The sequence below is a fragment of the Halochromatium sp. NSM3 genome, assembly GCF_059621085.1.
The window spans coordinates 14,408-29,658 of the sequence record NZ_JCAQIA010000008.1; the positions used below are offsets into that span (position 1 = coordinate 14,408).

At 64.5% G+C, this 15,251-nt stretch carries 13 protein-coding genes and 2 tRNA genes; 9 read left to right on the forward strand and 6 right to left on the reverse strand.

The window, feature by feature from the left end:
* The first annotated feature begins 2 nt into the window (after positions 1–2).
* Positions 3–78, forward strand: a tRNA-Ala gene (locus tag AC54T3_RS05165).
* A 33-nt stretch (positions 79–111) separates the two neighbouring features.
* Positions 112–187: transfer RNA gene (locus AC54T3_RS05170), tRNA-Glu, on the forward strand.
* Positions 188–290: 103 nt separating this feature from the next.
* Here the strand turns inward: AC54T3_RS05170 and AC54T3_RS05175 are convergent.
* The 3 genes from AC54T3_RS05175 to AC54T3_RS05185 form a co-directional block, all read right to left on the reverse strand.
* A complete protein-coding gene (locus tag AC54T3_RS05175; protein ID WP_496622906.1) occupies positions 291–2,033 on the reverse strand; it encodes a chloride channel protein in 1,743 nt (580 codons plus the stop codon).
* A 143-nt stretch (positions 2,034–2,176) separates the two neighbouring features.
* Positions 2,177–3,256, reverse strand: coding sequence for an efflux RND transporter periplasmic adaptor subunit (locus AC54T3_RS05180; protein WP_496622908.1), 1,080 nt, complete (start codon positions 3,254–3,256; stop codon positions 2,177–2,179).
* Entirely contained in the window at positions 3,253–3,657 is a 405-nt protein-coding gene (locus AC54T3_RS05185) for a S24 family peptidase (RefSeq protein ID WP_496623048.1), read from the reverse strand. Before AC54T3_RS05185 ends, AC54T3_RS05180 begins: the two co-directional genes overlap by 4 nt.
* A gap of 169 nt (positions 3,658–3,826) precedes the next feature.
* On the opposite strand from AC54T3_RS05185, the gene AC54T3_RS05190 reads away from it, so the two are divergent.
* Genes AC54T3_RS05190 through AC54T3_RS05205 form a run of 4 tightly spaced genes read left to right on the forward strand, consistent with a single transcriptional unit; the run spans position 3,827 to position 8,398 of the window.
* Positions 3,827–5,644, forward strand: coding sequence for an ABCB family ABC transporter ATP-binding protein/permease (locus tag AC54T3_RS05190; protein ID WP_496622910.1), 1,818 nt, complete (start codon positions 3,827–3,829; stop codon positions 5,642–5,644).
* A complete protein-coding gene (locus AC54T3_RS05195; RefSeq protein WP_496622912.1) occupies positions 5,641–7,242 on the forward strand; it encodes a GAF domain-containing sensor histidine kinase in 1,602 nt (533 codons plus the stop codon). Before AC54T3_RS05190 ends, AC54T3_RS05195 begins: the two co-directional genes overlap by 4 nt.
* Positions 7,242–7,889, forward strand: coding sequence for a response regulator (locus AC54T3_RS05200; RefSeq protein ID WP_496622914.1), 648 nt, complete (start codon positions 7,242–7,244; stop codon positions 7,887–7,889). The genes AC54T3_RS05195 and AC54T3_RS05200 overlap by 1 nt, the downstream gene beginning before the upstream one ends.
* A 26-nt stretch (positions 7,890–7,915) precedes the next feature.
* The gene (locus tag AC54T3_RS05205; RefSeq protein WP_496622916.1) at positions 7,916–8,398 is read left to right on the forward strand and encodes a rhodanese-like domain-containing protein; all 483 of its coding nucleotides are present in this window, start codon (positions 7,916–7,918) and stop codon (positions 8,396–8,398) included.
* A gap of 142 nt (positions 8,399–8,540) precedes the next feature.
* On the opposite strand, the gene AC54T3_RS05210 is transcribed toward AC54T3_RS05205, so the two are convergent.
* The 3 genes from AC54T3_RS05210 to AC54T3_RS05220 form a co-directional block, all read right to left on the reverse strand.
* Positions 8,541–9,464 carry an NAD(P)H-binding protein gene (locus AC54T3_RS05210; protein ID WP_496622918.1) on the reverse strand — a complete coding sequence of 308 codons (924 nt, stop codon included), beginning with the start codon at positions 9,462–9,464 and terminating at the stop codon, positions 8,541–8,543.
* 98 nt (positions 9,465–9,562) lie between these two features.
* Positions 9,563–10,327: a HesA/MoeB/ThiF family protein gene (locus AC54T3_RS05215; protein ID WP_496622920.1), complete on the reverse strand. Its 765-nt coding sequence runs from the start codon at positions 10,325–10,327 to the stop codon at positions 9,563–9,565.
* Positions 10,324–10,665, reverse strand: coding sequence for a hypothetical protein (locus AC54T3_RS05220; protein ID WP_496622922.1), 342 nt, complete (start codon positions 10,663–10,665; stop codon positions 10,324–10,326). Before AC54T3_RS05220 ends, AC54T3_RS05215 begins: the two co-directional genes overlap by 4 nt.
* Positions 10,666–10,849: 184 nt before the next feature.
* On the opposite strand from AC54T3_RS05220, the gene AC54T3_RS05225 reads away from it, so the two are divergent.
* The 3 genes from AC54T3_RS05225 (at position 10,850) to AC54T3_RS05235 (ending at position 15,231) form a co-directional block, all read left to right on the forward strand.
* Positions 10,850–12,103 carry a 6-phosphofructokinase gene (locus tag AC54T3_RS05225; protein ID WP_496622924.1) on the forward strand — a complete coding sequence of 418 codons (1,254 nt, stop codon included), beginning with the start codon at positions 10,850–10,852 and terminating at the stop codon, positions 12,101–12,103.
* Between the two features lie 96 nt (positions 12,104–12,199).
* On the forward strand, positions 12,200–12,976 hold the full coding sequence (locus tag AC54T3_RS05230) for a hypothetical protein (RefSeq protein WP_496622926.1): 777 nt from the start codon (positions 12,200–12,202) through the stop codon (positions 12,974–12,976).
* A 59-nt stretch (positions 12,977–13,035) separates the two neighbouring features.
* Positions 13,036–15,231, forward strand: a complete 2,196-nt coding sequence (locus tag AC54T3_RS05235; protein ID WP_496622928.1) for a sodium-translocating pyrophosphatase — start codon at positions 13,036–13,038, stop codon at positions 15,229–15,231.
* Positions 15,232–15,251 lie beyond the last annotated feature (20 nt).

A 15,251-nucleotide genomic window follows, 5' to 3' on the forward strand; every position in this document is an offset into this window, starting at 1 on the left:
ACGGGGCCATAGCTCAGCTGGGAGAGCGCAACACTGGCAGTGTTGAGGTCGGCGGTTCGATCCCGCCTGGCTCCACCAAATATGAAAGATCCTGATTCATATCAAGCCTCTGTCCCCATCGTCTAGAGGCCTAGGACACCGCCCTTTCACGGCGGCAACCGGGGTTCGAATCCCCGTGGGGACGCCAAACCAGAAACGGGCTCGTCGAGCGATCGGCGAGCCCGTTTTTTTGTGGACCCCTCCACGGCTAGCAAGTATCACGAGATCAAGCCCACCCATCTCGGTCGGTTTCAGTACCGATAGGCCGACTCAATCCGGCCTCGCGTCAACAGGCCATAGAGGTGGTTGATGCCCGGTGCGATGGGGCGGGTGACATAGAGAGCTTCGGCGCCTTCGCGATTGAGAATGTCCAAAGCCTCTTGCAGCGTCGCTTGCAGATGGACCGCAGCTAGCTCGAGCCGGTCCGCCGGGATCTCACGCAGGTCGATCTCCTGCGCATGCTCGTCTTGCGAAAGGTAACTGGCGATCGCGATGCCCGGCATGGCAAAGGCTGGCGTTCCATCGCGCTCGACAATGATCCACTCGAGGCCTTGACTCATCAGCTGCCGTGCCTGCTCACGGCTGAGCATCGGCTCCTGGCGCGTGCAGTGGGTATTCATGACGCTTGCGACGCCACTGCGACGTAGCATGGCGATCACCGGATTGGAGCGATAGTCCAAGCCATTGGCCTTGAGCATGGTCACGAACAGCGACTCCTTCTTGAAGAGTTGCTTGCTGGTGACCGCAGCCAGGATGATGGTGAGCATGCCGGGCATGATGACGCCCGGGCTGTGAGTCAGCTCGACCACCGCCGTCAGCGCCGCCAGCGGAGCCTGAAGGCTGGCGCCCATCATCGCGCCCATGCCGAGCAGGGCGTAGAAGCTGGCATGCTCTGCGTCAACGCCCATCAGGCTGGCCGACATCACGCCCGTGAGGTGGCCAAGGGTCGCGCCCATGAACAGCGCCGGCCCGATGGTGCCGCCCGGGATGCCGAGCCCGACGCTGGTCGAGGTCGCCAACAGCTTGGCGATGAGCAGTACCAAGAGAACGGTCCAAGGGAAGCTCTGGGTGAGCAAGCCATCCAGCGAATCATAGCCAAGCCCCATGACCTCGGGGACGAGCGCGCCAAAGGTGCCTGCGGCGAGCCCGGCGAGACAGACGCGCGTGAACAAGCCGAGCGGCTTGCTGACCTCGGCGATCGACTGCAAGAGTTGGATATAGGCGGCGGAGACCGCACCCGCGAAGAGACCGATCAGCAGAACCGGCAGCAGATTCGAGGCCGAGGTCACCAAAAACGGTGGGATGGCGAAGGCCGGGGCGCTGCCGAACAGCGAGACTGAAAGCGCGTTGGCGCTCACGGCGGCGAGGATGATCGGGATAAAGCCGGTGATGCTGTACTCGAGCGCCAGCACCTCGAGGGCAAAGATGACGCCGGCCAGTGGCGTATTGAAAGAGGCCGAGATCCCAGCCGCAGTGCCGCAGGCGACCAACGTGCGGATGCTGTTGTTGGGCAGGCTCAGCCATTGGCCGATGAGGCTGCCGCTGGCCGCGCCCAGATACACATGTGGTCCCTCGCGCCCAACCGAGTGGCCGCTGACGATGGCGATGGCCGCGCCGAGGAATTGGAGGATGAAGCCACGCAGTGTCATATGACCCTGGTGGTATTCCATGCGCTCCAGCACGCGGGCGACGCCGAGCACATCGATGCCCTTGGCGAAGCGCAGGAACAGCAGTCCGATCAGCAGCGCACCCAGTACCGGCAGCAGGAAGCGCCACAGCGGCGCGACGGCCTCGTAGTTCTCGCCGTGCTCTGGCAGCATAAGCGCCTGCGTGCCTTCCACGGCCAAGCGAAAGGCAATGATCACCAATCCGGTGGCGAGGCCAGTGACGAGTCCAAGGAGGGCATGGGAGAAGAGTGCGTCCGGCCGCGCGAGCTGCAGTCGCAGCCGTTCCAGGTTCGGCCGCCGACCGCGCATGAAGTCTCGTTTGCCCATGAGGGCGATTATACCGATCGCAACTCAGCACACGTTCCTGACAGCGCTTGCACCCCAAGGACACCCGTCGGTTGGTCTTGTTGTCTCATCCCGAACTGGCTGGTTGGATCAGCATCTCCATTCTTAGCTCAGAGCTTCTTAGCTCAGAGCTGATCCGTCTCGACGACGCGGACCTCATCGCCGGCCGCGAGGCCGAGGAAGCCGCGCGTGATGACCTGGGTGCCGGGCTCGAGACCGGCGAGGATCTCGACCTGATCGGTGATGCGCAGGCCGGTCTCGACCGCTTGGCGCGCCGCCTTGCCATCGGCATCGATGATCCAGAGGAAGGGGCCGGCGCGCTCCTGGCGGATGCTGCGGAAGGGGACCATGAGGCGCGCCATGCCGCGACTGCTGAAGCGAAGACGCACGAACTGTCCAGCGCGCGCGTCTTCCGGGATCTGCTCGAAGGTGACCTCGACCTTGGCCTGACGGCCACGCTCGGACAGGGTCGGATGGATACGCAGGATCGTGCCGGGAAACGTGCGTCCTCCCAACGCATCAATGCGGATCTGGACTGCATCGCCGACCGCAAGTTGCGGCAGTACCAACTCGGAGACTAGGACCTCGGCCATCAGCGAGTCGGGATCGGCCACGCTGAGCAGATGGGTGTGCTTGGCGACGAAGTCCCCCGGCTCGGCCAGACGCGCCGTGACGATGCCATCGAAGGGCGCGCTGATCTTGGTGAACGCCAGTCGCGTCTCCAGCACCTGACGCTGTGCCTCGGCAACGGCGACCGCAGTGCGCGCCTGGGCGATCTCGTCGTCGGAGGCGCCGCCGCGCCCAGCCAGGGCCTCGAGCCGCTGCAGATCGAGTCGTTTTTGGGCGCCGGTTGCGCGGGCGGCATCGAACTCAGCCCGCAGCAGATCATCCTCCAGCCGCAGCAGCGTTTGGCCCTGCGCGACCCGATCGCCTTCAAACACCTCAAGCGCGATGATGCGCCCTTCTTCTTGGCTGTGCAGTCGCACCAGCCGGCGCAGCCGCAGACTGCCGGGGCGCTCGTACTGCATCGAGACCGAGGCGCGCTCGGCGGTGATCGCCGTGACTAGGTGTGCCGTCGATGGGGGCGCGGGTTTGGGCGACTCCTCGCTGGCCGTTGTCGAGCCGCTTGGGTCCTCGCCGCAGCCGACCAGCAGGACGACGAGCGGGATGCTGACCAGCAGCGCCCATCCTGGTCCGGTGTTCATGCGCCTTGATGGGTAATATCGACAGCATCGATGGGCGAGGGCGGAGCCGTCGAGGCCGCGCTAGCGTCCCGGTACTCGTAGTGCTTGATCTTGCGGCGCATGTTGCGCTGGATGATCACACCCAGCACCTTCCATTCAAGCCCCGTCAGCTCGATCTCCGGAAAGCGCGCGTTCAGTGCTAGCAGCCATTCACGCCCCTGCTCATCGCGCCGGTACTGACGGAACCAACGCACACCCTCGACCTCGGCGAATACATACATGCCGCTGCGGCATTGTTCGGTCGGCTCGACGATAACCACGCACTTGTCCGGGAACTCGGGCTCCATATCCGGCCCGAGCACCTGCAGTGCATAGGGCTCGTGCATACTGCAGCCGGTGCCTTCCAGCATGGGTTCTGACATCATGAGACCTCATCTGTGTATCCAGCATTGCGCCCGGCGCGGCGAGCGTCCAACGTCCGCGTTCATAAGGTGGGATTGACCGCGCGGAGGTCAACGTCTTGCGCGAGGCCTTTGGCCTTACCGTTATATAGCTCCTCGTCACGCGGTCGCCCGAAAGAAGCCAGAGTCCATGATTCGAATCCATGCTGCCACCGAGCGCGTCCACGCGGACCGGCGCGATCGTCACAATCTGCGCGGTATCTTGCCTTATCTTGCCGAGTTTCGCGGGCGCGCGCTGCTCGCGCTCCTGTGTCTGGTGCTGGCCAAGCTGGCCAACATCGGCGTGCCGCTGGTGCTCAAGGAGATCGTTGACGCCTTCGAGCAGGCGCGCGATGAGCTGTTGGTGCTGCCGATCGGCCTGCTCATGGCCTATGGCGCGCTGAAACTCAGCAGCTCGCTATTCAACGAGCTGCGCGACGTGGTCTTCGCGCGCGTGCGTTTTCGTGCCATGCGCCGACTCTCGACCCGGGTGCTGACGCATCTGCACCGGCTCTCGCTAAGCTATCACCTGGGCCGGCAGAGCGGGGCGGTGAGCCGCGATCTGGAGCGCGGCACGCGCTCGATCGCGACCATCCTCAATTATCTGGTGTTCAGCGTGATCCCGGTGCTGGTGGAGTTCACGCTGGTCGCCTTGGTGCTGCTGACCAAGTACGAGCTGATCTTCACCCTCGTCACCTTTGGCACCGTCGCCGTCTACGTCGGCTTCACCTTCGCCATCACCGAATGGCGCATGGATTATCGCCGGCAGATGAACGTGCTCGATTCGCGCGCCAATACCCACGCGTTCGACAGCCTGCTGAATTACGAGACGGTCAAATACTTCGGTAACGAGCGCCTGGAACTCGACCGCTACGACGAGACCCTGGCGCGCTGGGAGGATCTCGCGGTCAAGAGCCAGTCCTCGATGTCGCTGCTCAACTTCGGCCAGGGCAGCATCATCGCCATCGGCGTCACGGTGATCATGGTCTATGCCGCCCAGGGCGTGGTCAGCGGCGCCATGAGCATCGGCGACCTGGTGCTGGTCAACGCCTTCATGCTGCAACTATTCATCCCGCTCGGTTTCCTCGGCATCGTCTACCGACAGATCAAGTATGCGCTGGCCGATATGGATCTGGTGTTCAAGCTGCTCGAGCGCACCCCCGAGATCACCGACGCGCCCGGCGCACCGGCGCTGCGACTGGACAAGGGCGCGGTGCGCTTCGAGCAGGTCGGCTTCCACTATCACTCCGAGCGCGCGATCCTGCACGCGGTCGATTTCCACATCGACCCCGGCGAGAAGGTCGCAGTGGTCGGCCATAGCGGTGCCGGCAAATCGACCCTGGCGCGGCTGCTGTTCCGCTTCTACGACCCGCAGCAGGGCCGCATCCTGATCGACGGCCAGGATATTCGCGGTGTGCGCCAGGACAATCTGCGCGCCGCGATCGGCGTGGTGCCGCAGGACACCGTGCTGTTCAACGACAGTATCCGCTACAACATTGCCTATGGACGCCCGGACGCGAGCGAGGACGAACTCCGCGAGGCCGCGCGGCTGGCGCATATCGCCGACTTCATCGCCCTGCTGCCGGATGGCTGGGACACCGTCGTCGGCGAGCGTGGTCTCAAGCTCTCCGGCGGTGAGAAACAACGCGTGGCCATTGCACGTGCCATCCTCAAGCGCCCGCGCATCCTGATCTTCGACGAGGCCACCTCGTCGCTCGACAGCCGCACCGAGCAGGCGATCCAGCAGACCCTCGCCGAGGTTGCCGAGGATCACACCACCTTGGTGGTCGCGCACCGGCTCTCGACCGTGGTCGATGCCGATCGCATCCTGGTGATGGATCAGGGGCGCGTGATCGAACAGGGCGCGCATCGGGCGCTGCTGGCGCAAGGCGGCACCTACGCGGCGATGTGGGAGCTGCAGCAGCGCGAGCGCGAGGTCGACGCGCTTCCCCAAGAGGATCAGCCATGAGACCACGGCTCAGTGCGGTTGCGCGCGCCGACGCTGGCCAACGAATCGTGCAGATCCTCGTCTCCGCGCGGCTCGCCGGGCCGCTGGCGACGGTTGCGCTGGCGCTGGTCGCGGCACTGTCGTTGTTGCTGACCACGATCGCGACCCCCGCCCAGCATTGGCCGAAATGGCTCTGCCTGGGATTCTTGTCTGCTGGACTCGGGGCCGTCGTGGTCGCCGCTCTGCGTCTGAAGACGCAGTTGCTCAGCCCCTTGGTCAGCCTCGAGGACACGGTCGCGCGCGTCTGTCAGGGCGAGCCGGGGGCCAGCCGTTCGTTGTCGAACGTGGGCGTGCTCGATGGCATGGCGCGCGATATCGGCGCGTTGAACGCGGAGCTGACCGAACTCTACGAGGACATGGACACCCGTGTCGCGCGCCAGACCATGCGCCTAGCGCAGAAGACCGCCTCGCTCAAGATCCTCTACGATGTCGCCGCCGAGATCGCCCGTGCCGAGAGTCTGGAGGCGCTGCTGCTACACTTCCTGCGTACCCTCAAGGAGATGGTCAACGGCCGCGCCGCCACCGTGCGTCTGGTCGCGCCCGATGGCAGTCCACGCCTGATCGGCTCCATTGGCCTGGATGATGATCTGGTGCGCGAGCAGGACATGGCGCCGGTCGATCTCTGTCTCTGCGGCACCGTGCTCTGTCCGGGCGAGATTGTCTGCGACAACGATCTGCGCTACTGCTCGCGGGTCTATGGGCGGCGCATGTTCGACAGCGACGAGCTGGAAGTGGTCACGGTGCCGCTGAAGCATCACGATGAGCTGCTCGGCGCCTACTCGATCTTCATCGAGCGCTCCGGCATCAGCCGCCGCGAGGATATCCTCGATCTGCTCGCGACCATCGGCCAGCACATTGGCGTGGCGATCGCCAAATACCGCTCCGATCACGAGGCGCAACGCCTCTCGATCCTTGAGGAGCGCAGCTCGCTCGCGCATGAGCTGCACGACTCGCTGGCACAAACGCTGGCTAGCCTGCGCCTGCAGGTGCGGATGTTGGCCGATGCGCTCGCCGGACATGTGATTCCGGACGAGGCGCGCGCCGATCTGTGGCGGATTCGTAACGGCATCGATGAGGCCCACGGCGAGCTGCGCGAGTTGCTGGCCAGCTTTCGCGCGCCGCTCGATCGGCGCGGGCTGGTGCCGACCCTGGAGGAGATCACGCGCCGTTTCGGTCAGCGCACCGGCATCCATGCCGTGTTCCAGATGGGCTGTCGGCCCTTTGATCTCTCCGCCGCCGAGGAACTGCAGATCATGCGGATTGTCCAGGAAACCCTCACCAATGTGCGCAAGCATGCGCAGGCGCGGACGGTACGCGTGCTGCTGACCCGCGAGCAGACCGGTGAATACGTGCTGCTGATCGAGGACGATGGCGTTGGCTTCAGCACCCCAAGGCGCAGTGGTCATCCGGGCGAGCACATCGGCCTGTCGATCCTCGAGGAGCGGGCGCGGCGCATCGACGCGGCGCTCACCATCGAGAGCGAGCCGGGCGAGGGCACCCGCGTCGAGCTGGTGTTCAATCCCAGTGCCCGCAGTCAACCCAACGAGCAGGTCGGCTGATGCGCGTGCTGCTGATCGATGATCACGCCTTGTTTCGCATCGGCCTGCTCGAACTCTTGGAGCGGCGTGGGATCGAGGTGATCGACGCCGTCGGCGAGAGCGATGTCGGCCTGCGCCTGGCGCGCGACTGCGCGCCCGATGTGGTGCTGATGGATCTGCGCATGCCGGGCGAGAACGGCATCGAGCTGGTGCGCAAGATGCAGCGCCAAGGCATCGAGCGCCGCGTGGCCATGCTCACCACCAGCACCGACGAGCGCGATGTGGTGGAGGCGTTGCAGGCCGGCGTCAGCGGGTATCTGCTCAAGGACATGGAGCCGGATGATCTGGTGGCCGCGCTCGAGGGCATCATCGCCGGGCAGACCATCGTCGCGCCCGAATTGACCGGCGCGCTGGCCAGGGCGGTGCGCCAGGAGCCGGCGGCGCCGGCAGCGACGGCGGTGGCCTTCTCGGACCTGACCCCGCGCGAGATGGAGATCCTCTGTCATCTCGCCGGTGGCCAGAGCAACAAGGTGATCGCCAACGAACTCGGCATCTCCGAAGGCACCGTGAAGCTGCATGTGAAGTCGATCCTGCGCAAGCTGAAGATGCGCTCGCGCGTCGAGGCCGCCGTGCTCGCGGTCGAGCAGGGCCTCTGCGACCGGCATTGATCCACTCTCACGAGACCCGAATAGCGATGAAGAATTATCTGCAACTGATCCGCCACTGTCTGACCGATGTCCGCGAGATCCTGCCCTGGGATCTCGCGGAACGGCTCGAGGCCAATCCCGATCTGCTGATCCTCGATGTGCGCGAGCCGGACGAATTCGCCGCCATGCACATCGCTGGCTCGATGAACGTGCCGCGCGGCATCCTCGAGTCGGCCTGCGAATGGGAGTACGAGGAGACCGAACCCGAGCTGGCAAGCGCACGCGAGCGCGAGATCGTGGTCGTGTGCCGTTCCGGTCATCGCAGCATCCTCGCGGCAAACTCACTGCAGGTGCTCGGCTACACCAATGTCGTCTCGCTGCAGACCGGCGTGCGCGGCTGGAAGGACTACGAGCAGCCGTTGGTCGATGGCAAAGGGAACGACATCGACCTTGATGAGGCCGATGTCTATTTCACGCCGACGTTGCGCCCCGACCAACGCCGGCCGAGCACCGAGGAACAGGCGGCCTGAGGGCCTGTCGTCGAGATCCTGGATAGACCTTGGTCAGACATGATCGGCTTAATCCGGGAGACCGCTAACGGGGTGCGGGCTGGGGATGGTGATCGCCGCCACGCCAGCCCGGCTCACTCGCCTTGGTGTCCTTTCCTGGGTGTCAGGGCCTCGCGAGATAGGCCAGATTCGACTGATCGAAGGCACGCCCGGCAATCCCGAGCCGCGCAAGCCCGTCGTCGCTACAGGTATTGCCGGCCAACAGCATGCGCAGCTGATCGCGCGTGACCGGGAACCAACTGAAGCGCCCGAGCACTGCCGCCACCGGCTCGAGCACTAGGGCCGGCGCCGGCAGCATCAGCTTCGACTTGCCACTCGCGCTCGCCAACGCCTTCAGGATCTCCTTCCAGCTCGGGCTGTCCGGGCCGCACAGTGAATAGGTCTGCCCGCTCGCATCCTCGCGTGTGAGGGCCGTCGTGAAGGCGGCGGCAACATCCTCGACATGCACCGGCGCGAGCCGAAACGCCCCGGCATCGAGTGCCGACAGGCCGGAAAAGAACAAGGGGGCCGGCAGCGGGCTATCGATCAGCTCGTCCTTGAGCTGGGTGCAGAACTCCATGCGCCCGCGCGGCGGGCCGAAGATGACCGACGGCCGGAAGATGGTCCACTGCAGGGACGAGGCCTTCAGGCGCTCCTCGGCCGCGAGTTTGGTGGTCTGATAGGGCGTCTCGGCGGCATCGACACCGTTCGCGCTCATCAACAAGAAGCGGCTCAGCCCAAGCTCTTCGGCAATGGCGATGGTGCGTTCGGCGCCGCGCCGCTGCATGGCATCGAAGGTGATGCCCTGTTGCGGCAGCTCGCGCAGGATGCCGATCAGGTAGAGGGCCGCCTCGGTGCCGTCGAGACAATCGCGGATATGCTGCTCATTGGCCACATCGCCCGGCACGGGCGTGCAGTGGGGATCGGCGTTGAGCTTGTGCTCGCTGCCGGGGCGGGTCAGCACGCGCAGCTCGTGGCCGGCCTGCAAGAGCGCATCGATGATGTAACTGCCGACGAATCCGGTTCCACCGACGATTCCAATCTTCATCAGAGTCTCCTCGAGGGATGACTAGGAGTGTGAGGGCGACGCCCGCCGCCGGGATACCGGGCGTGGGTCTATCGATTTCAACACGAGACCTGAGGGGTCTACGCGTGAAACGCAACCCGCAAGCCGCGTGCGCAGACCGGACAGCCCGGGTCGGGCGGGATGCGCAACGTGCGGGTCGCCATCGTCTGCGCATCGAGCAGCAGGAGCTTGGAGAGCAGCGGTGCGCCGTAGCCGGTGAGGATCTTGATCGCTTCGGTGGCTTGGATGCTGCCGATGATGCCAACCAGCGGCGCGAGCACGCCTTCGCGAGCGCAACGCTCGCCTGCTTGGCCATCATCAGGGTACAGGCATTGATAACAGGGATCGCCCGGGCGGCCGGTGAAGACCGCGACCTGACCCTCGGCGCGAATGGCGGCGCCGGAGACGAGCGGGAGGCCGGCGGCGACGCAGGCGGCATTGATGGCGTAGCGGGTCTGGAAGTTGTCGCTGGCGTCGACGATCAGGTCGACCTCGGTGCTGAGGTCGGCAAGCCCAGCGGGGCTCAGGCTGCGCTTGATCGGGACCAGCTCGCAGTGCGGGTTGAGTGCGCCCAGGGTGGCGATTGCCGAGTCGACCTTGGTCCAGCCGATGCGATCGCTGCCGTGCAGGATCTGGCGCTGTAGGTTGGAGAGGTCAACAGCGTCGAAGTCGGCAAGCAGCAGGCGACCGACGCCGGCGGCGGCCAAATACATCGCGACCGGCGAGCCAAGACCGCCGAGCCCGACAATGAGCACGCGCGCGCGCTTCAGCTTTTCCTGGGCCTGCTCGCCGAATCCTGGAAGCTGTATCTGGCGGCTGTAGCGGGTGTGCTCGTCCGCTGTCATGGATGCTCGGTCGCGGTCTGGGCGCGACCGATATCAGTGATATCAACGAAATAGTAGCCACAGGTGGCCGGCGTGAGGTTCTCGCGCGCGGTCCGCGGGTATTTGCGGCAGCTCGGTGGGCGCGCGTGGTAGACGGCGCAGCGACTCAGGCCTTGTGCATCGTAGCGCAGGAACGGACAGGGGTAGGGGAGTTTGCAGCATTCGCCACAGCGGTTACAGTCACCCCGCCGGCCGGTATCGATCGGTAGCAGGGATGTGGTGAAGCGGCGAGCCTTACGGCCTAGTCCGGTGGCGAACTCGAGCAGGGGTTGGCGCCTATGCTGTAGCGTCGTGTGCATCGGGCTGGAGGGCTCCTAACAGAAAGAGCAGGTCATCGGACCGTCATACTCTACGTGTCTCGCACTTATTTGACCATGGGGATGGCCGCCATTGGCGTGCGCATCCCGAAGCCGGTACGATTCGTGTATAGCCGTTCGCCTTGGTTCGCCTACTTCGATAACGCCTTGATGAGAGAGGATTCCCATGACCGCGAAGAACGCCTTCTACGCCCAATCGGGCGGTGTCACCGCCGTGATCAATGCCTCCGCCTGTGGCGTGATCGAGACCGCGCGCCAGCATCCGGACCAGATCGCCAACGTCTATGCCGGGCGCAACGGCATCATCGGTGCGCTCACCGAGGATCTGATCGACACGAGCCAGGAGCCTGATGATGCCATCGCGGCATTGCGCTATACGCCGTCCGGCGCTTTCGGCTCCTGCCGTTATAAGCTCAAGAGCTTGGAGGCGAATAAGCGTGAGTACGAGCGCCTGATCGAGGTGTTCAAGGCGCACGACATCGGCTACTTCTTCTACAACGGCGGCGGCGACTCGGCCGATACCTGCTACAAGATCAGCCAGCTCTCCGAGACCATGGGCTATCCGGTGCAGGCGATCCATGTGCCAAAGACGGTCGACAACGATCTGCCGATCACCGACAACTGCCCCGGCTTCGGCTCGGTGGCCAAGTACATCGCGACCTCGGCGCTCGAGGCGAGCTTCGATGTGCGCTCAATGGCGAAGACCTCGACCAAGGTCTTTGTGCTCGAGGTGATGGGTCGCCACGCCGGTTGGATCGCCGCCGCCGGTGGCCTGATCGAGGATCATGGTATGCCGGTGCTGGTGCTGTTCCCGGAGATCGAGTTCGATCAGGAGCGGTTCTTGGCCCGGGTCAAGGCGATGGTCGATGCACAGGGCTTCTGCACCATTGTGGTCTCCGAAGGGGCCAAATATCCGGATGGGCGCTTCCTCGCGGAGCAGGGTACGCGCGATGCGTTCGGCCACGCGCAGCTCGGCGGCGCCGCGCCCGTGGTCGCCAACCTAATCAAGGAGGCACTGGGCTACAAGTTCCACTGGGCGGTGGCCGATTATCTGCAGCGCGCGGCGCGGCATCTGGCGTCGAAGACCGATGTCGAGCAGGCCTATGCGACCGGGCGCGCGGCCGTCGAGCTGGCACTGGCGGGCGAGAATGCGATCATGCCGACGATCGATCGCGTCAGCGCCGAGCCTTATCAATGGCAGGTCGGCAAGGCGCCGCTGTCCGAAGTGGCGAACGTCGAGAAATTCATGCCGCGTGAGTTCATCACCGAGGACGGCTTTAGCATCACGGCTGCATGTAAGTCATACCTGTTGCCGCTGATCCAGGGCGAGGACTATCCGCCGTTCGAAAATGGTCTACCGCGCTATGTGACCTTGAAGAACGCGCCGGTGGCGAAGAAGCTCGACCTATTCGAACTCTGAGCGCGGTTCCGTCGCCTCTGAAACAGGTCTCTAATGGCTGCCGCGACTTTGCTCGCGGTAGCCGACTTCTTGCTGCGATCGGTCGGGAGCGCGCGCATGAGTGATTACCATCTCTATCTGTCCTTGATCCCGGAGGCGCTGATCGCCTCCATGCTCGAGCCCAAGGAGTTTGGCTCCTACTACGCGGTTGGAAGACGTGGACGTGTGTTCGGGGAAGCTATCTTTTTCGAACTCGATCCGAGCTTCCGCTCCGGGGATTTCGCGTTCTCGCTCGCCGACGAGCGCTGCGTGACCCAGCCGGATGGGGCGCCGAAGTCGTCGGTCTATCTGGGGATCTACAATGTGCTGGCGCGGATTCCAGTCTCGGCCATCGGCAACCTCTATCTGGTGACCGATGATGGCCGCACGCTCGAGCTAGAGCGTGCGCCCTACAGTCCGGACAGCGAGCACCCGTTGCATCTCTACCAGGAGTTCTGCCCGAAGAGCCCAATGGTGGCGAGCCGGCTCGAGCCGCAGGCGTTCTGCCACTCGATCACCGATCCGCAACATCCGGTGAATCTGCCGCGCATCGTCTTCTCGGATCTGAAGCTCGGCGAGCTCGCCTATGATCCGCTCAACGGCAAGACAGACGATCTGCCCTATCGCTACATCTCGCATCTGCGTGATGTGCTTGCGGATTTCGGCACCAATACCAAGGACAGCAAGCTGGTGATCAAGCATGTGCGTGATGGGGTTCTGTATCGCATGGTGCAGACCGGCTTTTATGTCGGCGACCATGAGGACTTCGCCTATTATCCCTTCCCGAGCCGGGAGGCGTTGCAGTCGACCCATTACGATTGGTGGCGCTCGGCGCAGATTGCCCATTTTGATTGAGCACTTTCTTGCCGTGCCACGGTCCGTGCGCGGCGCTTTATTGCTGTAGACGTGGAACCATGAACGAACCCATCTTTTGGCTCGCTCCGCTCGCTTCCCTGTTCGCGCTCTACTTCGCCTGGCGCTTCTTCAAGGAGATGCGCGGCCAGGACGAAGGCACCGAGACCATGCGCGAGATCGGCGCCCATGTACGCAAGGGCGCCATGGCCTATCTGCGCCAGCAGTACAAGATCATGCTGGTGGTCTTCGCCCTGGTGGCCGGCCTCTTTGCCTATCTGGCCTATGGGCTCGGGGTGCAGAATCCTTGGCTTCCGGTCACCTTCATTTTTGGTGGCTTCTTCTCCGCGCTGGCCGGTTATTTCGGCATGCAGACCGCGACCCTGGCCTCGACGCGGACCACGGCCGCAGCGAGAACCTCGCTGGCTGGAGCACTCAACGTCGCCTTTCGCAGCGGCGCGGTGATGGGGCTGGTGGTGGTCGGTCTCGGCTTAGGCAATCTGGCGTTCTGGTTCGTGCTCATCGATCTGTTCACGCCCGGCGATTCGACCCAAGGTGCCTATTTGGTGCTGGTTACCACCACGGTGCTGACCTTCAGCATGGGCGCCTCGCTGCAAGCGCTGTTCGCCCGTGTCGGCGGCGGCATCTACACCAAGGCGGCCGATGTCGGCGCCGACCTGGTGGGTAAGGTCGAGGCTGGCATCCCCGAGGACGATCCGCGCAACCCGGCGGTCATCGCCGATAACGTTGGTGATAACGTCGGCGATGTCGCCGGCATGGGCGCGGACCTGTTCGAGTCCTACTGCGGCTCGATCCTCGCCGCCTCGGCGCTCGGCGCGGCGGCCTTCGTCGCCGATCCGGCGATGCAGATGAAGGCGATCGCCGCGCCGATGGCGATTGCCGGCATCGGCATCATGCTCTCGGTGCTCGGCGTGTTCTTGGTCAAGACGCGCGAAGGCGCCGATCAGAAGGAGTTGCTCGGGGCGCTGTCGAAAGGCATCAATACCAGCGCGGCGTTGATCGTGGTGGCCTCGGCGGTGGTGCTCTGGCTGCTCGGCATCGAGAACCCCTGGGGCATCTGGGGCGCGGTGGTCGCTGGTCTGGTAACGGGGTTGGTCATCGGGCGCTCGACCGAGTATTCGACCTCGCCGTCGTTCAAGCCGACGCGCAGCATCGCTGCGGCGGCCGAGAGCGGCGCGGCGACCACCATCATCGCCGGCATCGGCGTCGGCATGCTCTCGACCGTGATCCCGGTGCTGGCGGTGGCGACCGGCACCATGCTCGCCTACCTGTTCGCCTCGGGCTTCGATCCGGCGCAAATGGGGCAAGGGCTGTACGGCATCGCGATTGCCGCAGTCGGCATGCTCTCGACCCTCGGCATCACGCTGGCGAGCGATGCCTATGGGCCGATCGCCGATAACGCCGGCGGTAATGCCGAGATGAGCGGGCTCGGGCCGGAGGTACGCGAGCGCACCGACGCGCTGGACTCGCTCGGTAATACCACCGCCGCGACGGGTAAGGGCTTTGCGATCGGCTCGGCGGCGCTGACCGCGCTGGCGCTGATCGCCTCCTATATCGAGGTGATCCGCATCGAGATGATCAGCGCCGGGCAGACCGTGCTCGAAGTCGGTCACGGCATCAGCGTGGCGACCGCCGAGGCGACCCTGATCGACTTCATGGCTTACTACCAGGTCACCTTGCTCAATCCGACGGTGCTGATCACCCTGTTCCTTGGCGCCATGGTCGCCTTTACCTTCAGCGGGCTGACGGTGCAGGCTGTGGGTCGGGCAGCGCAGACCATGGTCGAGGAGGTGCGGCGTCAGTTCCGCGAGAATCCGGGCATTCTCAATGGCACCTCGGAGCCCGATTACGAGCGCTGCGTGGCGATCTCAACCGTCGGCGCACAGCGCGAGATGGTGATTCCGTCGCTGATCGCGATCGCGGCGCCCGTGCTGGTTGGCCTGCTGTTCGGCGTCGCCGGTGTCATTGGCCTGCTCGCCGGAGGCTTGTCGACCGGCTTCGTGCTCGCGGTGTTCCTGTCCAATGCCGGCGGCGCCTGGGACAACGCCAAGAAGTACATCGAGGCCGGTCATCATGGCGGCAAGAGTTCGCCGGCACATCGCGCCTCGGTGATCGGCGACACCATTGGCGACCCCTTTAAGGACACCTCGGGGCCGAGTCTGAACATCCTGATCAAGCTGATGAGTATCGTCGCCATCGTGATGACTGGGGTGACGATCTCCTACACTCTGCTCTGATCCAGGGCTCTGATCCGGAG